Origin of the sequence: Trichocoleus desertorum AS-A10 (assembly GCF_039962155.1) — a bacterium.
Lineage (GTDB): Bacteria > Cyanobacteriota > Cyanobacteriia > FACHB-46 > FACHB-46 > Trichocoleus.
Map to the genome: position 1 here is coordinate 458,769 of NZ_JAMPKN010000001.1, position 19,069 is coordinate 477,837.

The 19,069-nt window shown below is 48.1% G+C and carries 23 protein-coding genes; 12 read left to right on the forward strand and 11 right to left on the reverse strand.

Going from position 1 to position 19,069, the window contains the following annotated elements:
- Positions 1–107 precede the first annotated feature (107 nt).
- The 5 genes from NDA01_RS02050 to NDA01_RS02070 all read right to left on the reverse strand — a co-directional run bounded on the left by NDA01_RS02050 (position 108) and on the right by NDA01_RS02070 (position 3,875).
- Positions 108–1,046: an alpha/beta fold hydrolase gene (locus NDA01_RS02050; RefSeq protein WP_348226684.1), complete on the reverse strand. Its 939-nt coding sequence runs from the start codon at positions 1,044–1,046 to the stop codon at positions 108–110.
- 165 nt (positions 1,047–1,211) lie between these two features.
- On the reverse strand, positions 1,212–1,868 hold the full coding sequence (locus NDA01_RS02055) for a class I SAM-dependent methyltransferase (protein ID WP_348226685.1): 657 nt from the start codon (positions 1,866–1,868) through the stop codon (positions 1,212–1,214).
- Positions 1,869–1,967: 99 nt separating this feature from the next.
- Positions 1,968–2,741 carry an ABC transporter permease gene (locus NDA01_RS02060; RefSeq protein WP_348226686.1) on the reverse strand — a complete coding sequence of 258 codons (774 nt, stop codon included), beginning with the start codon at positions 2,739–2,741 and terminating at the stop codon, positions 1,968–1,970.
- Complete coding sequence (locus tag NDA01_RS02065; RefSeq protein ID WP_348226687.1) at positions 2,734–3,657, reverse strand: ABC transporter ATP-binding protein; 924 nt, start codon at positions 3,655–3,657, stop codon at positions 2,734–2,736. The genes NDA01_RS02060 and NDA01_RS02065 overlap by 8 nt, the downstream gene beginning before the upstream one ends.
- A 5-nt stretch (positions 3,658–3,662) precedes the next feature.
- A complete protein-coding gene (locus NDA01_RS02070; RefSeq protein WP_348226688.1) occupies positions 3,663–3,875 on the reverse strand; it encodes a hypothetical protein in 213 nt (70 codons plus the stop codon).
- A gap of 133 nt (positions 3,876–4,008) precedes the next feature.
- Between NDA01_RS02070 and NDA01_RS02075 the strand changes: the two genes are divergently transcribed.
- The 4 genes from NDA01_RS02075 (at position 4,009) to NDA01_RS02090 (ending at position 7,343) form a co-directional block, all read left to right on the forward strand.
- Complete coding sequence (locus NDA01_RS02075; protein ID WP_348226689.1) at positions 4,009–5,088, forward strand: DUF8606 domain-containing protein; 1,080 nt, start codon at positions 4,009–4,011, stop codon at positions 5,086–5,088.
- A 145-nt stretch (positions 5,089–5,233) separates the two neighbouring features.
- Positions 5,234–5,722: a DinB family protein gene (locus NDA01_RS02080; RefSeq protein WP_348226690.1), complete on the forward strand. Its 489-nt coding sequence runs from the start codon at positions 5,234–5,236 to the stop codon at positions 5,720–5,722.
- Positions 5,723–5,838: 116 nt separating this feature from the next.
- Positions 5,839–7,035, forward strand: coding sequence for a 1-deoxy-D-xylulose-5-phosphate reductoisomerase (dxr, locus tag NDA01_RS02085; protein WP_348226691.1), 1,197 nt, complete (start codon positions 5,839–5,841; stop codon positions 7,033–7,035).
- A 56-nt stretch (positions 7,036–7,091) separates the two neighbouring features.
- The gene (locus tag NDA01_RS02090; RefSeq protein ID WP_348226692.1) at positions 7,092–7,343 is read left to right on the forward strand and encodes a hypothetical protein; all 252 of its coding nucleotides are present in this window, start codon (positions 7,092–7,094) and stop codon (positions 7,341–7,343) included.
- Between the two features lie 11 nt (positions 7,344–7,354).
- Here the strand turns inward: NDA01_RS02090 and NDA01_RS02095 are convergent, their stop codons facing one another.
- Entirely contained in the window at positions 7,355–7,849 is a 495-nt protein-coding gene (locus NDA01_RS02095) for an acyl-CoA thioesterase (RefSeq protein ID WP_348226693.1), read from the reverse strand.
- Positions 7,850–8,263: 414 nt separating this feature from the next.
- Here NDA01_RS02095 and NDA01_RS02100 point away from each other — a divergent pair, with 414 nt between their 5' ends.
- Positions 8,264–9,109: a universal stress protein gene (locus NDA01_RS02100; protein ID WP_190433841.1), complete on the forward strand. Its 846-nt coding sequence runs from the start codon at positions 8,264–8,266 to the stop codon at positions 9,107–9,109.
- 148 nt (positions 9,110–9,257) lie between these two features.
- Positions 9,258–10,220, forward strand: coding sequence for a DNA-methyltransferase (locus NDA01_RS02105; RefSeq protein WP_348226694.1), 963 nt, complete (start codon positions 9,258–9,260; stop codon positions 10,218–10,220).
- A 156-nt stretch (positions 10,221–10,376) separates the two neighbouring features.
- On the opposite strand, the gene psbM is transcribed toward NDA01_RS02105, so the two are convergent.
- The gene (psbM, locus tag NDA01_RS02110; RefSeq protein WP_190433838.1) at positions 10,377–10,496 is read right to left on the reverse strand and encodes a photosystem II reaction center protein PsbM; all 120 of its coding nucleotides are present in this window, start codon (positions 10,494–10,496) and stop codon (positions 10,377–10,379) included.
- A 173-nt stretch (positions 10,497–10,669) separates the two neighbouring features.
- Complete coding sequence (locus NDA01_RS02115; protein ID WP_190433836.1) at positions 10,670–10,975, reverse strand: 2Fe-2S iron-sulfur cluster-binding protein; 306 nt, start codon at positions 10,973–10,975, stop codon at positions 10,670–10,672.
- A gap of 525 nt (positions 10,976–11,500) precedes the next feature.
- On the opposite strand from NDA01_RS02115, the gene psbB reads away from it, so the two are divergent.
- From psbB to metK, 6 genes are all read left to right on the forward strand, one after another.
- A complete protein-coding gene (psbB, locus tag NDA01_RS02120; protein WP_190433834.1) occupies positions 11,501–13,030 on the forward strand; it encodes a photosystem II chlorophyll-binding protein CP47 in 1,530 nt (509 codons plus the stop codon).
- Between the two features lie 125 nt (positions 13,031–13,155).
- Entirely contained in the window at positions 13,156–13,251 is a 96-nt protein-coding gene (locus tag NDA01_RS02125; RefSeq protein ID WP_190433832.1) for a photosystem II reaction center protein T, read from the forward strand.
- Between the two features lie 188 nt (positions 13,252–13,439).
- Positions 13,440–14,003 (forward strand): transcriptional regulator NrdR, encoded by a 564-nt coding sequence (gene nrdR / locus NDA01_RS02130; RefSeq protein ID WP_348226695.1) that lies wholly within the window; start codon positions 13,440–13,442, stop codon positions 14,001–14,003.
- Positions 14,004–14,228: 225 nt separating this feature from the next.
- A complete protein-coding gene (locus tag NDA01_RS02135) occupies positions 14,229–15,245 on the forward strand; it encodes a 30S ribosomal protein S1 (protein ID WP_348226696.1) in 1,017 nt (338 codons plus the stop codon).
- Positions 15,246–15,414: 169 nt separating this feature from the next.
- Positions 15,415–16,161, forward strand: a complete 747-nt coding sequence (locus tag NDA01_RS02140) for an HAD family hydrolase (RefSeq protein ID WP_348226697.1) — start codon at positions 15,415–15,417, stop codon at positions 16,159–16,161.
- 149 nt (positions 16,162–16,310) lie between these two features.
- On the forward strand, positions 16,311–17,567 hold the full coding sequence (gene metK / locus NDA01_RS02145; protein WP_199298975.1) for a methionine adenosyltransferase: 1,257 nt from the start codon (positions 16,311–16,313) through the stop codon (positions 17,565–17,567).
- A gap of 89 nt (positions 17,568–17,656) precedes the next feature.
- Here metK and NDA01_RS02150 read toward each other — a convergent pair whose 3' ends face one another.
- From NDA01_RS02150 to NDA01_RS02160, 3 genes are all read right to left on the reverse strand, one after another.
- Entirely contained in the window at positions 17,657–18,397 is a 741-nt protein-coding gene (locus NDA01_RS02150; RefSeq protein WP_348226698.1) for an SIMPL domain-containing protein, read from the reverse strand.
- Between the two features lie 86 nt (positions 18,398–18,483).
- Positions 18,484–18,729 carry a DUF8620 family protein gene (locus NDA01_RS02155; protein WP_348226699.1) on the reverse strand — a complete coding sequence of 82 codons (246 nt, stop codon included), beginning with the start codon at positions 18,727–18,729 and terminating at the stop codon, positions 18,484–18,486.
- A gap of 126 nt (positions 18,730–18,855) precedes the next feature.
- Complete coding sequence (locus tag NDA01_RS02160; protein ID WP_190554661.1) at positions 18,856–19,050, reverse strand: hypothetical protein; 195 nt, start codon at positions 19,048–19,050, stop codon at positions 18,856–18,858.
- Positions 19,051–19,069 lie beyond the last annotated feature (19 nt).

Here is a 19,069-nt window from a genome sequence, read left to right on the forward strand (position 1 = left end):
GACCTGTAAAACAGCCACCAGCCTATTGCCTAAATGTAACAATTTGTTTGCAGATTGATCACAATCATTGTTGCTCAGGCAACAACTCCTAACTAAGCACTTTGCCTCTACTGGGACAATTCCTGCACAAAGGGCGCGATCGCTTGGACAAATTCGGTGGTTGTTTCGTAGGGCATGACATTGCGACCTGTCATCTTGAGGCTACGGCCTTGAGGAAGATGGGCGAGGTAGTCAGCAATGCGTTGATCGGGAGTTTCCTGTTTGCCAGAGCGGCTAATGCTGGAGGCAGTTTCCCCAACCACTACCAGAGTGGGTTGTTGAGTTGAGGCGATCGCCTGCTCGTAATTTTGCCGCCAAAAGCCCGCGAGGAAAGCAAACACCGCATGACGACTGGCGGGATCTTGAGCGCCCCGTACCAGCATATCTACCCATTCTTGATCCACCGCTTCGGCGCGATCGAACAGCTGTTTGGTAGAGAAGGATCGCAAAAATTGGGGGCGACGGGCATATCGGAAGAAGGCTGCCCCCAGGGGAGAGTCAAAGAGATTCCAGGAGAGTCGTCGCTGCCAAGACTTAGAAGCTTTAGTCATCACAGGCCAAGCGGGAGGACCAGATAGCACTAACCCACGAATTAAATTTGTCTCTTTTTGCAGTTGGGTAAGGGCGATCGCAACTGGAAATAAAGCTCCCTGCACCACCAGAATTACAGGCTGCTGAATCACTGTTTGCAAAAAGTACTGCAACTGCTCCGCCCAATCTTCGGGGGTATAAGTCACGTGAGGCATATCACTGTTGCCACAGCCCAGCAGATCAGGGTTGTAGATAGGGTTACGATGCTCCGCTTGATACCACTCTCTCCCAAAGCGCTGCCAAAAATGCCGTGACAACCCCACTCCAATCGGATGAATCAACAACAGAGGCGTTTTAGTTCCTGGGGATGGAGCGGTAGGAGTTTGTACCTCGTAAGCACAACGATATCCTTTCCAGGTGTAGAACTGCGTGGGTAAAATAGTTTGTGCGGTAGTCGAGGTAGTTTGAGGTTGCATAACAGTTTATGGATAGGGTCTTGAAGCCCTCTCCACGCTAAAGATACGACGGTTCATACGTATAGGCTTGTCATAGACAAAAAAGACGACAGCCAATACACAAGGGCGTTGCTAGAGAGCTCTTTCAGGTGGTTAGGTGATTAAGATTAGCTTGACAAATTAGCGCTAAACAAATTCAGACTGACCTCCAATCATAGGAGCTTGCTTCCAGAAAACTTCTCCTTTTTCAAGACACACGATGCTGTCATAAAAACTGATACCAAATGTTTCTCTCGTAATCAAATCTGGCGTAACTTTTCCTCGTGTATGGTCTGCATTCAGTCTATCGATGTAATCCTTAGCAATATTGATAAAAGTATTAGGTTTTTCTAATCCTCCCCCATATTCTTCCCAATAGGCAGTATGTAGATCTTCAACCATATAGATTGCATTCTTAGGCATTTTTGGATAAAAGAACTGAAATGAACTTGTAATATGATTCATTTGATGGCTTCCGTCATCTAACACAATATCTGGAATGCCAAACTCATCAACTACACTTTGAAGAAAAGAGTGATCTGATTGATCGCCAATGCGGACGAAAATCCCTGGTGATTCGTGCTCTTGACATTCCGGATTCAGGTCAATTCCCACAATCTTTGCAAGTGGGCCAAAAAAACGTTGCCACATTTGCAGGGAACCACCTCGTGAAACACCAATTTCAAGAAAAGTAAGAGATTTATTCCTCCAGCCAGAAAAATGACGCTCGTAAATGGGAAAGTAATGCACCCATTTATGAATGATCTTTTGGTCGTTAGTTAGAAAATCTTGCCAGAGATTCATTTTGTCCTCACGAGAAGATGATAAGGATAGTTCTAACAGGTAGAATTTGTTTGTTAATAATAAGCGAGATTCAGCCGCCAGAGCTAATATTTTAGACTGTCAATATCCGCTTAGCAGACCTCGTTGCTTAGCTTGGCGTTCGGCTTGCCAAAATAGCAATACTCCTACCACCAAATACACGGCTCCATTTATAAAGGCGATCGCCAACTCGTTCCAATCTAGGGCTTGCCCTTCTGCCATTAGTTCTCTCAGTACACCTGCCCCAGCGGTCATCGGTAAGATTCTTGATAACATTTGCAGTGAACCTGTCCAATCTTCAGTGGGGGTTGAAATTAGGAACAATAGGGCAAATTGAAAAATGCCTAACACTTGCTGTACCCGCTTGAGCAGCAACGCCAAGGCTCCGAGCGCAAAAGATAAACCGTAGGCTCCAAGCAGAATGGTGCTGAGCGGTAAAAATAAACTGAAGCTGAAATTGAGCCGACTACCTGTAATTGCCATGATGATCAGCAGCCCTACGAGAGTCAGGAATAAGCGGAGAGTGAGACTTGCGATCGCCCGCATCAAGAAGACTCGTGAGGCTCCGAAGGGAGATAGGAATAACTGCTCTAGCGTCCCGGTTTGGGCTTCTGCCTGTAAACCAACGGCGATGTCGTTCATGATGAAGATCAACAGCGTCCACAGCACATATCCAATGACTATCGCATCTAAGCGATCGCCAAACTGGACGGTAGGCCCAGCAATGTAACGGGCACTGGCAAATAGCCCGTAGAAGACCAATGTGGTGATCAAGAGTCCGGCGATCGCGTCGGCAGGGTAACGAATGAACTGAATCCAACTCCGCCGTAACTCGGCCCAAAATAAATTAAGCATCTCGCCCCTCCCGCACCAGTTTCAAAAAGATGCCTGTCAAATCAGCTTGGTCTTTCTTCACCCGCAGAATCGGCAAGGGCTGCAAAATAGCAAACACCTGATACAACGTTTCAGCACCCTGAACATATACGGTTTGTTCAGTTTTAACGACTGCACCCAAGGCTGCGATCGCCTGACTCTGCTTGGCATCCAATGGGCTTTCGAGTTCAATGGTGTAAGCAGACCCAGAGAATTGCCGAATTAACTCACGGGTAGGTTCCTCAGCAATAATTTCACCTGCTTGAATAATCGCCACGCGATCGGAAAGCTGTTCGGCAACGTCGAGTTGGTGGGTGGTGAGCAGAATGGCCCGTCCCTCTTGAGCAATCTCGCGCACCAAAGCTTTGACGTTTTCTGTGGCTTCTACGTCGAGGCCGAGGGTGGGTTCATCTAATAGTAAAAGCTGCGGTTGATGCACCAAAGCCACGGCGATCGCTAGTTTCTGTTGCATTCCTCGTGACAACGCTTGCACTGGACTCCGACGTTTATCCATCAAGCCAAAGCGTTCTAGCAGCGATCGCCCATATCGTTTCGCCTGACGTTGATCCAACCCTCGCAACATGCCAAAGTATTCCAGATTTTCTTCTGGGCTGAGTCGCCAGTAAACATTACGGTTGCCTTCTAATACTGCACCGAGCAGCTTTAAGGCGCGAGGGTCGCGGTGGGGGTCGCTGCCAGCAATTTTGACAAAGCCAGTGTCAGGCCGAATCAAGCCTGCAATCATCTTGATGGTGGTGGTTTTGCCTGCTCCGTTTGGCCCTAAAAACGCGAGAACTTCTCCGGGTTTGATGGTTAAGGAAACGTCGCGCACGGCTTGAATCTGTTTGCCGCGATCGCGATAGGTTTTGCTCAGGTTGTCGGCTTCGAGTGCAATCATGTCGCTTACACTAGCCACCCAGTTTCGTCGCGTTCATGGCGTTCGTGTCGAGCTTGTGCAAACGCTAGCCGTTGTTGAGCGGATTGCTTTTCGCACCACCAACGCAAGCCTTCTGCAATAGCGCGATCGCGATCGCTGGTCAGTTGATCTACCTGTTGCACTAATGCTGTATCTAAGGTGACAGAAATGGTCTGCTGTGAAGAATCCACCGAGGACATGGTCGAGAAGCCAATAAGGATTAGGGTTGCGACCCGCTTTGTTACTATATCAACCCAAAACGCCTCTCTAAGTCAGCTTACTGAGGATAGATTAGGACATAATTTCTGTAGCTAGATTTTATAAGGAGAAAAGATGCCTATTGAAGTTGGAATTTGGCGATTAGGAGATAAGCCAGAGAAAGTTGTTATGTCCGCCATTGACTCTGAGATAAGGCTTGAAGATGCTCTCACCAAGGATCTATCAATTTTATCTCCACAACTAATGCTGATTGGCAGACAGATTAGAACCCTATATGGAGGGTTTATTGATATTCTCGCAATGGATATGTCAGGAAACCTATCTATCATTGAGCTAAAAAAAGATCGAACCCCTCGTGAAGTAATAGCTCAACTACTTGACTACGCTTCTTGGGTGCAAGCACTTTCCTATGATGAGGTGTCTAAAATTTATTCAGATCAAAATAATGGCAAAAAATTAGAAGAGGGGTTTGATGAGACTTTTGGTATAAGTTTGCCAGAGCAGATAAATCAAAGACATGAGTTGGTGGTGGTTGCATCAGAGCTGGATACCAGTACAGAACGAATTATCGGCTACCTTGCAGACAATTATGGTGTGCCAGTCAATGCAGTATTTTTTCGCTTTTTCCGAGATGATGATCGTGATTATTTAGCCCGAACTTGGCTGATTGATCCTAAAGAGGCTGAACGGAAGGCTAGTCAATCAAAAAGCAGGAAGAGCAGCGAATCTTGGAATGGTCGAGATTTCTATATCAGTCTTGGAGAAGGTGACCACAGGACTTGGGATGATTGCCAAAAGTATGGCTTTATCTCAGGTGGACAGGGCAAGTGGTACAGCCAAACCTTAAAGCTTTTGTTTCCCGGTGCTAGGGTATTTGTGAATATACCCAAAGCAGGCTACGTCGGTGTTGGAACAGTGAAAGATAGTCCTCTCCCTGTCAAGGATTTTAAGGTGGTTGTTGATAACCAAGAACTTCCAATTCTGAATGTTCCTCTTAAAGCTTTAAATATGGGAGCGAAGGCTGATGATTTGGATTTATGTGAGTATATTGTTCGGGTTGAATGGATTAAAACCTTGCCAAAAAATGAGGCCCATTGGGAAAAAGGACTGTTTGCTATTCAACATACAGCATGTCGATTAACTAGCAGCTTTACGATAGAAAAGCTGTCAAAGCATTTCGGTTTAGATGATTAGCCTGTGGAAAAGTGAAAAGCTTGAATTGACGCTTGAACCTTAAAGTACAGTTTCGATGCCAAGTAATTTCTTTTCAGGAGTTTGTCTACAATCTCAAGAAAAGCTTCTATTTCATAGGAGATTTGTGAATCTAAAATCGCATTTTATGATGATCGCGAAATACAATGCTTGGGTGAATGCCAGACTCTACAAAATGGCTCGTGAATTGCCCGATGAAGCCTATCGTAAAAACGTGGGCGCGTATTTTGGCAGCTTACAAGGAACTCTCAACCACATCCTCACTGCCGATCGCATTTGGATGCGGCGCATGACTGGAACCGGAGAGCATCCTGACAAGTTGAACGCGATCGCCTTTGATGACTTGCCTTCCCTCCAAGCCGCCAGAGAAGCCGAAGACGATCGCATTCTGCAATTTATTGAAGGATTAACTGAAGCAGAGCTTAATCAAGAGTTGAGCTATCACACGCTCGACGGAGCAGCTCACCGTCAACCTCTGGGCGAAATTCTCTCTCACTTCTTTAATCACCAGACTCACCATCGTGGTCAAGCTCATACCATCCTCACCATCCTCGGTGTTGCTGAACCCACATCCCTTGACCTTTTAATGATGCTCCGAGAGGCTAAGGGTTCGTAGCGCGATCGCCCTACATAAAGCCAGCATGAGTTGAGCAGAAATAAACCCAGCTTCTGGTTGGTTAGAACGTGTCCATCGCCATTTATAGTGGAATTGCAGTCAATTCTTAAGCGATTGTGAAAGCAATTACTCTCCTCGGCTCCACTGGCTCGATTGGTACGCAAACGCTAGACATCGTAGCTCAATATCCCGATCAATTTCGGATTGTTGGGTTAGCGGCGGGACGGAATGTCGAACTACTGGCGCAACAGATTCGGCAATTTAAGCCAGAAATTGTGGCCCTGTGTGACGAGGAGAAACTCCAAGAGCTGAAAGAGGCGATCGCAGACCTCAACCCTCAACCGATCCTGCTCACCGGGGATGCAGGAATTGTGGAAGTCGCACGCTATGGCGACTCAGAAGCCGTAGTCACTGGAATTGTTGGTTGTGCAGGTTTGCTACCCACGATCGCGGCTATTGAAGCCGGAAAAGATATTGCCCTCGCTAACAAAGAAACTCTGATTGCAGGTGGCCCAGTTGTGCTGCCCTTAGTCGAGAAGCATGGCATTAAGCTCTTGCCTGCCGACTCGGAACACTCCGCCATTTTTCAATGTTTACAAGGGGTTCCCAAGGGTGGACTGCGACGGATTTTGTTGACTGCTTCCGGTGGAGCTTTCCGGGATTGGCCCGTCGAGAAACTGCCCCAGGTGACGGTAGCCGATGCACTCAAGCACCCCAACTGGTCAATGGGGCGGAAGATTACGGTAGACTCTGCCACCTTGATGAACAAGGGCTTGGAAGTCATTGAAGCGCACTACCTTTTCGACATGGACTACGACGACATCGAGATCGTCATCCATCCCCAAAGCATTATTCACTCGCTGATTGAACTGCAAGATACGTCTGTCTTGGCCCAGCTTGGTTGGCCCGATATGCGCCTACCTCTACTCTACGCTCTCTCTTGGCCCGATCGCATCTACACCAACTGGGAACGCTTCGACTTGGTGAAAGCAGGCGACCTCACCTTCCGCGCTCCTGATCACCAGAAGTATCCTTGTATGCAGTTGGCTTATGCTGCGGGTCGTGCGGGTGGCTCGATGCCAGCGGTTCTCAACGCTGCAAATGAGCAAGCAGTAGCCCTGTTCCTCGACGAAAAGGTTCGCTTCTTAGATATCCCTCGCCTAATCGAAACCGCTTGCGATCGCTACCAAACCCAAAACTCAGCGACTCCAACCTTAGAAAACATTGTGGCCGCTGACCAATGGGCTAGACAAGCCGTTCTGCAAGCTACTGAGGAACTGAACCAAGGCGATCGCCTGATCTCTCTGCGCTAACATCGACTCATTCCAGTCATTCATTAGCCACAGGCAAGCTTAGGCTGAATCTAAGTTTGGACGATCGCTTGGAAATTGGAGGTGACATGATGGGTGGAGAACTGATCCTGATCCTCGCTGCCCTCATCGTGGCGGCACTGGTTTTTACGGCTTTAATCAACCTGGTCAAAACCACAGTCAAAACGGCCATCTTGGTCGCTTTAGTGATTTTGGCGCTGCAACTGCTCTTTGGTATTGGTTTCCAAGAAGTATGGAATCAAGTTCTCCAAATCGTTCAGGCTGTTTGGCAGTTCCTGTTTGACAGCTAATTGCAAGCTCGTTAGCTCACACCTACCAATCGAGCCAAGGCATCTTTGACAGCGGGCGGCAGTCTCCGCATAATTTTGCCTTTTTCCCGATCAACCGCTACCAAGATCACCCGCGCTGTCAGGTACAGTTCCGCCCCGTCCGGAGATTGAATCTGATAATCCCAGTTGATTCGCACTCCATCCACATCGGCCATCCGAGCTTTCACGAGCGCCGACATCCCCAGGCGGAGGGAGCGATGATAGCGCACTGACAGATCCACTACAGGCAAGTCACAACCCAGCGCGACCAAGTCAGCATAATCAATGCCGATTGCGCGTAGGCATTCAATCCGAGCTTCTTCCATCCAAGCTACATAGGCACCGTGCCAAACGGCTCCAGCATAGTCAGTATGGTTAGGATGAACCCGCACCGGGTACTCAAACCAACTTCCCGATGCGAACAACGGTGGGCTTTGAATTGCTCCCGAAGCAGGAACTTGAGGTTGTATTTGTTTACTTTCCGACACGTTGCGATTGCCTAAAAAATCTAAGTTTTACATTAATTTCTAAACTAATTTTTACACTAATTGTTCAGATTATTTAAGTTCGCCTAGGCCTAATTTTGCTGAATCAATTCAAACTGTCGATTTTTACTTCCCTCCCAGAATGAAAACTGAGTTTGATCACTACAAATCCTTTACACAGATACTTTTGACCTAATAATCGTGACACTTCTTAACAAGAAGTTGGAATCACAAATCTTTAAGAGAATAGAACCATTCACTATCGGTAGATATGATGATCTTGTAAGAAGAAGGCTAAAGTTTTTGAGCCATTCGATCATTCAACTTAATGAATGATTAAAAGGTGTTACCAATCACTGAACTGTTCAGGCATCAATTTAAGAAACTAGACAATTTTGTTGGGCACGAGGCGAAACCATGATTGAGAGAATTCTGCTAGCTGACTCCGGAAATGGACACTCTGAAGAGATGCTCAAGGCTTTAATGGCCATTCCGTCCATGCAACGGGCATCCGTTACAGTTCTCCACGTAGTGCAGCCCCAAATTACGGCTGAAGCAATGGCTGCAAAGCGGGAGCAAGGCCAACAGCTCCTAGAGGCGGCTGTGCAATCCCTGCACCTTGATTCGGGCCATGTTACGACGATTCTACGGGAAGGCAATCCTAAGGATGAAGTCTGCCGCGTCGCTGACGAGATTGATGCCGATCTCGTGATTATGGGTTCCCGTGGCCTCAAGCGCCTAGAGGCAATTTTAGAAGATTCTGTCAGCCAGTATGTGTTCCAAGCTTCTTCTCGTCCCATGTTGTTCGTCAAGGACGACATTTATGTGAAGCAAATCCATCGTGTCATGGTGGCGATGGATAACTCTGACTCGGCTAAAAAGTCACTTGACTTAGCGACCTTCTTGTTGCGCGATGTGAAGGGAGGACAATTGCTCCTAACTCACGTTAATCCCAAGAAAGAAAGATCCGGTGTGACCATGCACAATCCAGAGCAAGATCCTGTCTTGGCTCCTGCTGTAGCAGCGGCGAAAAAGTGGGGCATTGCCTACCGTTGCATTTCCACCAGCGGTAAGCCCGGAGAAGAAATTTGTCGCTTAGCCGAAGAGATGAGCGTTGACCTGTTGATGTTAGGCTCTCCCGATCGCCGTCCTGCAATTGGCAAAGGCTTGCCTGATCTCGATCGCCTGCTAGGCGGCTCCCTATCTGATTACGTGCGGGTTTATGCCAATTGCCCGGTGCTGCTAGAGCGTACAGTCGGTTAAGTTTGCAGTTAATTGAGTTGAGTCAACCAACCTGGGCTAGAGGCAGTCACTCCTGAGATCTAGTCCAGGTTGTTGCTTTGTGAAGCAAAACTTCTGAGCGGTTTTTCAGACGCTACTCTAGAGCCAAGCCTGTTTTAGAGGGTGAAACGTGGCAGAGAGAGTCAGAGCCGCTCGAAATCGTACCCTGACGTTGACAGAAGCGGAGCGATCGCATTACCAATCCCAACTGTTGCAGTTAAGTGGTCCAGTTACCGCTGATGCAGTCCTTAACCAAACCATCTGCCAAGACTTATTCCAAGTTTTGGACTGGTTGCCAGAGCAATTTGTGGATTTATTGGTGGTTGATCCTCCCTACAACCTCACCAAGCAATTTAATCAGCAATGGGTGAAGCAGCGATCGCTAGAAGACTACAGTGATTGGGTAGATAGCTGGTTGTCTCGCCTAGTGCGGGTGCTGAAGCCCACAGCTTCGGTTTATCTTTGTGGCGACTGGCAATCTTCTCTCGCCCTTTATGCGATCGCCTCGCGCTATCTCACAGTTCGCAATCGCATCACTTGGGAGCGCGAAAAAGGTCGGGGAGCCAAAGCCAATTGGAAAAACTGTGCCGAAGATATCTGGTTTTGTACCGTCTCAAAACACTACTACTTCGATGCTGAGGCAGTGCAACTGAAGCGTCAAGTTCGCGCTCCTTACACAGATGGGTCAGGGCAACCCAAAGATTGGCAAAATACCTCAGAGGGAAACTTTCGGTTGACCGCAGCCTCCAACCTCTGGACCGATATGACCGTGCCCTTCTGGTCCATGCCGGAAAACACCGACCATCCCACCCAAAAACCAGAGAAGCTAATTGCCAAAATTATCTTGGCTAGCTCACCCGTGGGTGCTGTGGTTCTCGATCCATTTCTTGGCTCTGGAACGACTTCTGTGGTCGCGAAAAAGCTGGAGCGGCAGTTTGTCGGAATTGAACTAGACGAGTACTATGCTTGCTTGGCAGCTAAACGTTTGGCTCTAGCAGAAAGCGATCGCCACATTCAGGGCTACTGCGATCGTGTCTTCTGGGAGCGCAATAGCCTACCCCACCAAAGAACTTTTCTCAAAAGGAGAGTTTGATCGCAGCCATAGCAAAAGCGCCACACTCCATAACAAGTAGGCGCTTAGCAGTATCAATCCAATTCAGTTGATCGGAAACGTAAATTAACCCAAGTTTTGCAGCCGTCGAGAGGAAAGTAAAAGCACAACCCAACGTCCCTCGATCTCTCCAGCAAACTATTTGTCTTGGTCTGCTGATTGTCGGCTGGCAGTTTGGATATAGAGAATCAGCAAAAAGACTGCTGGAACCAACACAAACAGAATACTTGCGACAAAGCCTAATTCATTAACTTCCATTACCCAGCCTCAAATTCATTTCAAAGTTACTAACAGGCCCAGCTCACTCAAGTAAACAAGTTGCCGCCACTGGCAATGCTGTTGTTAGAACTGGGCTTTGAAAGAGCCTTCAGTGCTCTGTCTATCTTGTATCACAGATGGGTTGCCTGCCAACACCTACCCTCAATCTCTCCTTAAGAGCTTTTAGGCTTAGTGTTCACGCTCACAGGCCCATTTACGAGGGCTTGGCAAGCTAGTCGATAGTTATCAGGCTTCTTTTTGAGTTTGCGATCTTCCACCTCAGTGCGAGGAGAGAGATGATCTAGCCCTTCCACAACCTCGACGATACAGGTACCACATTGGCCATACCCGCCGCAGTTCGTCATCTTACCAATGAAGGTATAAATATCGATCCCATTCTCGATCGCCTTAAATCTCAGGTTGGCTCCATCCGCTGCGATGATCTCTTTATTCTCTTTGATGAATTTAATATTTCCCATACCCGATACCCGTTTCCCTCTTTGTCCCTTCGTTACATTCACCCATCATCACAAAAGCTGCTCTATCCAAGTGGCATGGGCATTGCAGCAAAAATGTATCAGCTTAGCCATTCAAGGTTCAAGAAATGCAAATTCTTTCTCAGAATCAAAGCTGCCCGTTTCTAAGCTAACAAATGACTTGCTGCTGACCTGATCCAGGAGGCCCCTTCTGCCAGCTCTTAGTTAGAAACCGGAAGATGTCAGGATCTTGAAGGCTGTTACAAGTCACGAAGGACTATTGCGGAACCATCAACTTTGCTTGCATTAGGCTCTAACACTGGTTACACTTCTTTATACATTTCATCTTTATAAGCGCATTGTCAAACTGCTTAAGCTGTCTTGTTTAGAGGCAATTTTGGTAGACAGTGCTAAACGGCAAAAGAGTTACAGCGGTTCTAGATCTGGTAGGTTTATCAGTATCCGGCACCTTAACAAAATGCTGAAAGAAGCGTTGAAGTAGGAATATCTAGAGGAGGAGCGTAGTCAATGGGACTACCCTGGTACCGAGTACACACAGTCGTTCTGAATGACCCAGGGCGACTGATTTCTGTACACCTAATGCATACTGCACTTGTGGCAGGCTGGGCCGGTTCAATGGCGTTATATGAACTGGCTATTTTCGATCCTAGCGATGCTGTCCTGAACCCCATGTGGCGTCAGGGCATGTTTGTTCTACCCTTTATGGCTCGTTTGGGTGTCACTCAATCCTGGGGTGGCTGGAGCATTGCAGGTGAAGCGGCAGCCAATCCTGGTATCTGGTCATTTGAAGGTGTTGCAGCTGCTCACATTATCCTTTCCGGTCTGCTATTCCTCGCTGCCTGCTGGCACTGGGTTTATTGGGATCTAGAACTGTTCAGAGATCCTCGGACTGGTGAACCTGCCCTCGACTTGCCAAAAATGTTTGGCATTCATTTGTTCTTGTCGGGTTTACTCTGCTTTGGCTTTGGTGCATTCCATTTGTCAGGCTTGTTTGGACCCGGAATGTGGGTTTCCGACCCCTATGGCTTAACAGGCAGTGTCCAGCCTGTAGCTCCAGAGTGGGGACCTGCTGGATTTAACCCCTTTAACCCTGGTGGTATTGTGGCTCACCACATTGCTGCTGGAACGGTTGGAATTATTGCTGGTTTATTCCACCTCAGTGTTCGTCCTCCAGAGCGGCTCTACCGAGCGCTGCGGATGGGTAACATCGAGACTGTACTCTCTAGCAGTATTGCGGCTGTTTTCTTTGCTGCCTTTGTGGTTGCAGGTACGATGTGGTATGGCAATGCTGCCACCCCCATTGAGCTGTTTGGGCCAACTCGTTATCAGTGGGACCAAGGTTACTTCCACCAAGAAATCAACCGTCGTGTTGAAGCCACTGTTGCTGGAGGCGGCAGTCTCGAAACAGCTTGGTCAGAGATTCCTGAGAAGCTAGCGTTCTACGACTATGTGGGCAACAACCCTGCGAAGGGTGGTTTGTTCCGTACAGGTCCGATGAACAAAGGTGATGGAATCGCTCAGACTTGGCTAGGCCACCCTGTCTTCACCGACTCTGAAGGTCGCGAGCTGTTTGTGCGCCGTATCCCTAACTTCTTTGAGAACTTCCCAGTTGTCTTGACTGACAGCGAAGGTGTAGTTCGGGCAGATATCCCATTCCGTCGGGCTGAATCTAAATACAGCTTTGAGCAGACTGGTGTAACTGTCAGCTTCTACGGTGGTGAATTGGATGGTCAAACATTCAATGATCCTGCGACTGTGAAGCGTTATGCTCGTGCGGCTCAATTGGGTGAGCCCTTCCAGTTCGATCGCGAAACTCTAAACTCTGACGGGGTATTCCGGACTAGCCCTCGTGGTTGGTTCACCTTTGGACATGCCGTCTTTGCGCTCTTGTTCTTCTTCGGTCACATCTGGCACGGTTCGCGGACTCTGTTCCGCGACGTGTTTGCTGGGGTTGAGGCTGACCTTGAGGAGCAAGTTGAGTGGGGTCTGTTCCAGAAAGTGGGTGACAAGAGTACCCGCCGGAAGGAAGCTGTCTAAGACTCTGGAGAAATTGCTGAGAATGGTCTAACGACGTCTCAACCTATAGAGGTTAATTCGTTAGGCCGTTCTTCTCCTTCTGTTGATAAACTAATAGTTAGCTAGATTGCTCAGGAATTTTTGACATGGAAGCCGTTGCTTACATTTTGATTTTGACTTTGGCGATCGGAGTGCTGTTCTTTGCGATCGCTTTCCGCGAGCCACCCCGGATCGGTAAATAGCTTCAGATTCAGTAAAATTACATTACTGATGTAAAATTCTCCCAGAAGCAACAATTCAAAGTTTTTGATGACCTGAGCCTCGGCGCTGTTCTTAAAGAGTTTTACTTCTCTTCCTCTGAACAGCTTGCAGTTGAAGCGGCTCAGGTTTTCACCTTTGATTCTTTTCCTGCTCAAAGGATTGGGTAAGTATGCGGTGTCCCTTCTGCCAGCACCCCGATAATCGCGTTCTTGAGTCTCGCTCTGCGGAGGCGAGTCAAAGTGTGCGGCGGCGGCGGGAATGCTTGAAGTGTGGTCGCCGTTTTACGACTTACGAGCGCATTGAGTACGTGCCGATCGCAATCATCAAGCGAGATGGCGATCGCGAATCATTTGACCGTTCCAAACTGCTCAGAGGGATTGTACGAGCTTGCGAAAAAACAGGCGTTGGTTCAGCCCGCTTAGAAGCCTTGGTCGATGAAATCGAAGCTGAAATACAGCAAAGAGCAGTCCGCGAAGTGCCGAGCACTGAGATTGGTGAGTTGGTACTACAGCGTCTACAGTTTTTGAGTGAAGTTGCTTATATTCGATTTGCCTCGGTCTATCGCCAATTTCGAGGGATTCGAGACTTCATTGATACGCTCAATCACCTGCAAGGATGTCTCAATCAAGGAGAGGGGACTAGTGAGGCTGCTGAGAGCAGCATTGATGTTGTAGCTGGTGCTGAGGCAGGATCTGAACAAGAAACACCCGCTGCCTTTATGACCCATTCCTAAGAATTATAAAACTGTTATAGAAATTCATAAAAACCCCTCTAAAGATATTAGCGGGGGAAGCTATTGCGTTATGATAGTTCTTCTGAACCCACAAACCATCTAGAGCAGATCTCCTACAATAGTGCTTGGGGGGGATACAGGTGTAGGCTGCACATTAGTAAACGTGCGTGTACATCGATAGGAGACGAAACTACCAAATAGATTAGACACTGGGAAACAATTAGCATGGTCAATCAGGAAACAACGGCTAAGGACATTGGCTTTACACACGACGATTTTGCAGCCCTACTCGACAAATACGATTATCATTTCAGCCCTGGCGATGTGGTCGCCGGCACAGTATTCAGCTTGGAACCGAGGGGCGCTCTGATTGACATCGGTGCTAAGACGGCTGCTTATATTCCCATTCAGGAAATGTCAATTAACCGAATTGACGCTCCCGAAGAAGTATTGCAGTCGAACGAAACTCGCGAATTTTTCATTTTGACGGATGAGAATGAAGATGGACAGTTGACTCTGTCTATTCGTCGAATTGAATACATGCGAGCTTGGGAGCGGGTCCGTCAGTTGCAAGCAGAAGATGCGACGGTTCGTTCTAGCGTATTTGCGACCAACCGGGGTGGCGCGCTGGTCAGAATTGAAGGATTGCGCGGCTTTATTCCTGGTTCTCACATCAGTACTCGTAAGCCTAAAGAAGAGCTGGTTGGCGAAGAGCTACCCTTAAAATTCTTAGAAGTAGACGAAGATCGTAACCGCCTAGTCCTCAGTCATCGTCGGGCGCTGGTTGAGCGTAAGATGAACCGCCTGGAAGTTGGTGAGGTGGTCATTGGTACTGTGCGCGGTATTAAGCCTTATGGTGCATTTATCGATATCGGTGGTGTGAGCGGTCTGTTGCACATCTCTGAAATTTCTCACGATCACATTGACACCCCCCACAGTGTTTTCAACGTCAATGATGAAGTGAAGGTCATGATCATTGACTTGGATGCTGAGCGTGGTCGGATTTCCCTTTCCACTAAGCAGTTGGAACCAGAACCCGGCGACATGGTAAAGAATCCTCAGGTTGTCTATGAAAAGGCAGAGGAAATGGCCGCTAAGTATCGTGAGCAACTCCGAGCGCAGCAAGAGGGCGTGACCATCGAAGAGGTTCCTGCCGCAGTTGAGGAAGCTGAGGAAGAAGTGGTAGAAGCAGCAGTTCCTGAGGAAGTCGTAGAAGAGCAACCTTCAGCTGTAGAAATCTAGACTTTCAACGACTAGATTTCAGTTACAGGGCTAGTGCTGCTACAGATTGTTTTCCTCTGTGAGCTAGCAATCAATTATCTAAGTGTTTTTGAATGAAGAGGGGGTTGACTCCTCTTCATTTTTATTGTCTTAGTTCTATTGTTTTAACGAGTTTGCAGGAGGGATAGATTTGGCAATTGTTCGCTGCCAGCACTTAACCTTCACCAATATTGAAGCGGTGATTTTCGACAAGGATGGGACGCTGGCGAATTCAGAATCTTTTTTGATCAAGTTAGGTCAGATGCGATCGCACCTGCTAAATCTAGAAGTCGCAGGCATAGAAGCATCGCTGTTGCCAATGTTTGGGTTAGTAGGCGGTCACCTCAACCCTGCGGGCGCTTTAGCCGTGGGCAGTCGCCGCGAGAATGAAATTGCTGCCGCCGCTTATGTTGCGGCCACGGGTCGAGATTGGGTGCAGTCGTTGGCGATCGCTCAGACAGCCTTCAAAGCAGCAGATCAGCATTTTCAGCGTAAGGCTGACTACACAGCCGTTTATCCAGATGCATTGCCTTGCTTGCGATCGCTCAAAACCTTTAGCGTGAAGACGGCTATTCTTTCCTCAGATAGCACCGATAATGTCGAAGATTTTGCTCAAAGGTATGAGTTAGAGCCGTATTTTGATCTACTAATGGGCACTGAATTAGGGCTCACGAAACCTGACCCCAGATTGCTTCAGCAGGCTTGCGCAGCGTTGGAGGTAGAGCCTGCGGCAACGCTGGTGGTGGGTGATTCCAGTGCGGATTTGGTGATGGCGAAAGCAGCGGGAGCAGCAGGTGGGATTGGGGCAACCTGGGGATGGGCTGAGTCCTTCGATTTACCAGATGCAGATGTAGCGATCGCGCGGTGGGAAGAAATTGAAGTATTGAGCGCAGAATAAAAACTGCTTGCAAACCATTGATCTCAGTCAGAGAAGCACTTTGGTTATGGGAGCCTAGGTCGGGGGGCTACGAGCATGACCACAAGTGGTATAATTCCGGAACTTAACCCCTGAGCGCTAGTCCGTTTAGCTAAAGAGAGGATATTTCCTTGTCTCGTCGCTACCTTTTTACATCTGAATCAGTTACCGAAGGCCACCCCGATAAGATTTGCGACCAAATCTCGGACACTATCTTAGATGCCCTCTTGGCTCAAGATCCCACTAGCCGAGTTGCGGCTGAAGTGGTTGTCAATACAGGTTTGGTTTTGATTACTGGCGAAATTACTTCCAGAGCCAACGTCAACTACATTGAGCTAGCTCGCCAGAAAATTGCCGAGATTGGCTACACAGGTGCCGAGAACGGCTTCTGTTCCAATAGTTGCTCCGTCTTAGTAGCTTTAGATCGGCAATCCCCCGACATCGCTCAGGGTGTGAATGCGGCACAGGAGCGCCGTGAAGAGTCCAGTACAGAAGACCTGGATGTCACCGGAGCAGGCGACCAAGGCATTATGTTTGGTTTTGCTTGCAACGAAACACCAGAACTGATGCCCTTGCCGATCAGTCTGGCTCACCGAATTGCCCGCCGCTTAGCAAGCGTTAGAAAAACTGGACAACTGTCTTACTTACGCCCAGACGGTAAAACTCAAGTCACGGTCGCTTACGAAGATGGCCGTCCGGTTGGCATCGATACTATTTTGATCTCTACGCAGCATACAGCTACCATCGGTGACATCACTGATGAGGTTGCGGTGCAAGCCAAGATCAAGGAAGATCTCTGGTCTTTGGTCGTAGAACCGATCTTTGCAGATATTTCTGTGGAACCCGATGAGAACACGCGCTTCCTCGTAAATCCTACAGGCAAGTTTGTCATTGGTGGCCCTCAGGGTGACTCTGGTCTGACGGGACGCAAAATTATTGTAGATACCTACGGTGGTTACTCTCGTCACGGTGGCGGCGCTTTCTCGGGTAAAGATCCCACCAAAGTAGACCGTAGTGCTGCTTATGCTTGCCGTTATGTCGCTAAAAACATCGTGGCGGCTGGACTAGCGGAGAAGTGTGAAGTGCAGTTGAGCTATGCCATTGGTGTGGCTCGCCCGGTCAGCATCATGCTGGAGACTTTTGGTACGGGCAAGGTAGATGATGAGAAACTCCTAGAGCTAGTGCAACAGCACTTTGAGTTGCGTCCAGCAGGCATCATCAAAGCTTTTAATTTGCAAAAGCTTCCAGCTGAGCGGGGTGGTCGCTTCTATCAAGATGTGGCTGCTTATGGTCATTTGGGCCGCACTGACCTAGAGTTGCCTTGGGAGAAAACCGATAAGGCAGATCTACTAAAGGAAGCTCTTACCCTTTCTAGTGCTTTAGCCTAATCTTGAACTTGTTACAAAGCGATCGCCACTCTTCATCGGGTCGCGATCGCTTTGTCTTTTCAGCATTCAGGTTTTCAGTGTTAAGGCTGCTAATAACGGACTTGTAGCGTCACAATTGCCGCAACTTCCTGCTCTCCGCCGATTATGGGCGTAGGTACTTTACTGTTTTGAGTTAATTCTCCGGCGATCGCCATTGGCATGGGCGGGGGCATTTGGTTATCCCCTGTTACCTGAACGTTGACGATTTCTCGTTGTTGGAGATCTAAAGCACCTAAAGCTGCACTCACTTGAGTTTTAGCTTTGGCAGTGGCTTTCCGAATTGCATCCTGTTGCGCTGTGGCGATCGCTTCATCGGAGGCAGCAAAGGAAACGCTATCAATCCGGGTTGCGCCTGCTTTGACGGCATCATCTAGTAAGGTGCCAACTTTGTCTGTTGGCATCCGGAAGCTGACCATGTTTGCCCCCGAATAGCCTTTGATGCTCTGTTCTCCATCTTTATAGCTGTATTGAGGACTGAGCCGAATGCCAGTGGTTTCTAGCTTTTCGACTTGGCGAGACTGGAGGAGCTTAACCACAGCTTGCGATCGCTGCGCCACTTGTTGTTGCACAGCCTCAGCCGTCTGATTCTGGACTTCTACTCCCAGTTGTACTTGGGTGAGGGTGGTTGGAATATTGACTTCACCTTTACCTGAAACCATTAAGGTTCTGGTGAGTGGGCTGGTGTTTGATGGGGCTTGACAAGCGCTTAATCCGATGACACCCAGTAACAGGAATGCAGCTTTTAAGTAATGATTTCTGGCTCTAGAACGACTGAGAGGGGCACAGTTCATATATCCTCAACACTTGAATCGAGCGAATATGTCTACTGTGTCACTGGCGTCCTTGGGCAGGGTGGCAAGTTACAGTTTTGGAAACCTCAGATCTTGGGGTTCAGTTTTTGCGAAATCCAGCTAGTGGCTCCACTGACTAAAGCTCCTGCCATCAGAATTCCTAGCGCTGGGGTAAACACAGGGTCCCAGAGCTTGTACCACAAATCTAAGCCTAGAGGAACGCCCGCAGAACGGCCTATCACTGCGATCGCGAGCCAGAAAAAGCTAAATAAAACTAAAAATAAATCAGCAACAAGCGCTAGATTAATCCACTTTAAAAGGTTGTCTTTCATCAATTGTTTAGGCTGAGAGCCACAAAAAATAGATTACAAAAAAAGATGGCCGTACTTGCAATGAGTACAGCCACAATTGTAGAAGCAGAATTGATAATTTTGAAATTAACTATCTAAAAAGTCTGCTTAGTCCAGATCATTCATTGCTTCTCCGGGAATGCTCAGATCATCTGGATCTACATAGTGGCAAACTGCATCATCAATACAAATCAAAGCCCAGCCTGATTGATCCATCCCAACCAGCCTGTAAGAAGTTTCTTGGACAAAAAATCCTTTGTGATTCCGAGTTTCTGGCTTAACAGCGACATTCTCAATGATCATGGCGGCCTAACTCCGTGAA

Coding starts and splice junctions, on each gene's coding strand:
- NDA01_RS02075 (WP_348226689.1), top strand. CDS start 4,009: ATGCCTATTGAAGTTGGAATTTGGCGATTAGGAGATAAGCCAGAGAAA.
- NDA01_RS02060 (WP_348226686.1), bottom strand. CDS start 2,741: ATGCTTAATTTATTTTGGGCCGAGTTACGGCGGAGTTGGATTCAGTTC.
- NDA01_RS02055 (WP_348226685.1), bottom strand. CDS start 1,868: ATGAATCTCTGGCAAGATTTTCTAACTAACGACCAAAAGATCATTCAT.
- NDA01_RS02080 (WP_348226690.1), top strand. CDS start 5,234: ATGATGATCGCGAAATACAATGCTTGGGTGAATGCCAGACTCTACAAA.
- nrdR (WP_348226695.1), top strand. CDS start 13,440: ATGCGGTGTCCCTTCTGCCAGCACCCCGATAATCGCGTTCTTGAGTCT.
- NDA01_RS02155 (WP_348226699.1), bottom strand. CDS start 18,729: ATGAAAGACAACCTTTTAAAGTGGATTAATCTAGCGCTTGTTGCTGAT.
- NDA01_RS02150 (WP_348226698.1), bottom strand. CDS start 18,397: ATGAACTGTGCCCCTCTCAGTCGTTCTAGAGCCAGAAATCATTACTTA.
- psbB (WP_190433834.1), top strand. CDS start 11,501: ATGGGACTACCCTGGTACCGAGTACACACAGTCGTTCTGAATGACCCA.
- NDA01_RS02050 (WP_348226684.1), bottom strand. CDS start 1,046: ATGCAACCTCAAACTACCTCGACTACCGCACAAACTATTTTACCCACG.
- NDA01_RS02160 (WP_190554661.1), bottom strand. CDS start 19,050: ATGATCATTGAGAATGTCGCTGTTAAGCCAGAAACTCGGAATCACAAA.
- NDA01_RS02065 (WP_348226687.1), bottom strand. CDS start 3,657: ATGATTGCACTCGAAGCCGACAACCTGAGCAAAACCTATCGCGATCGC.
- NDA01_RS02125 (WP_190433832.1), top strand. CDS start 13,156: ATGGAAGCCGTTGCTTACATTTTGATTTTGACTTTGGCGATCGGAGTG.
- NDA01_RS02115 (WP_190433836.1), bottom strand. CDS start 10,975: ATGGGAAATATTAAATTCATCAAAGAGAATAAAGAGATCATCGCAGCG.
- psbM (WP_190433838.1), bottom strand. CDS start 10,496: ATGGAAGTTAATGAATTAGGCTTTGTCGCAAGTATTCTGTTTGTGTTG.
- NDA01_RS02070 (WP_348226688.1), bottom strand. CDS start 3,875: ATGTCCTCGGTGGATTCTTCACAGCAGACCATTTCTGTCACCTTAGAT.
- NDA01_RS02135 (WP_348226696.1), top strand. CDS start 14,229: ATGGTCAATCAGGAAACAACGGCTAAGGACATTGGCTTTACACACGAC.
- NDA01_RS02100 (WP_190433841.1), top strand. CDS start 8,264: ATGATTGAGAGAATTCTGCTAGCTGACTCCGGAAATGGACACTCTGAA.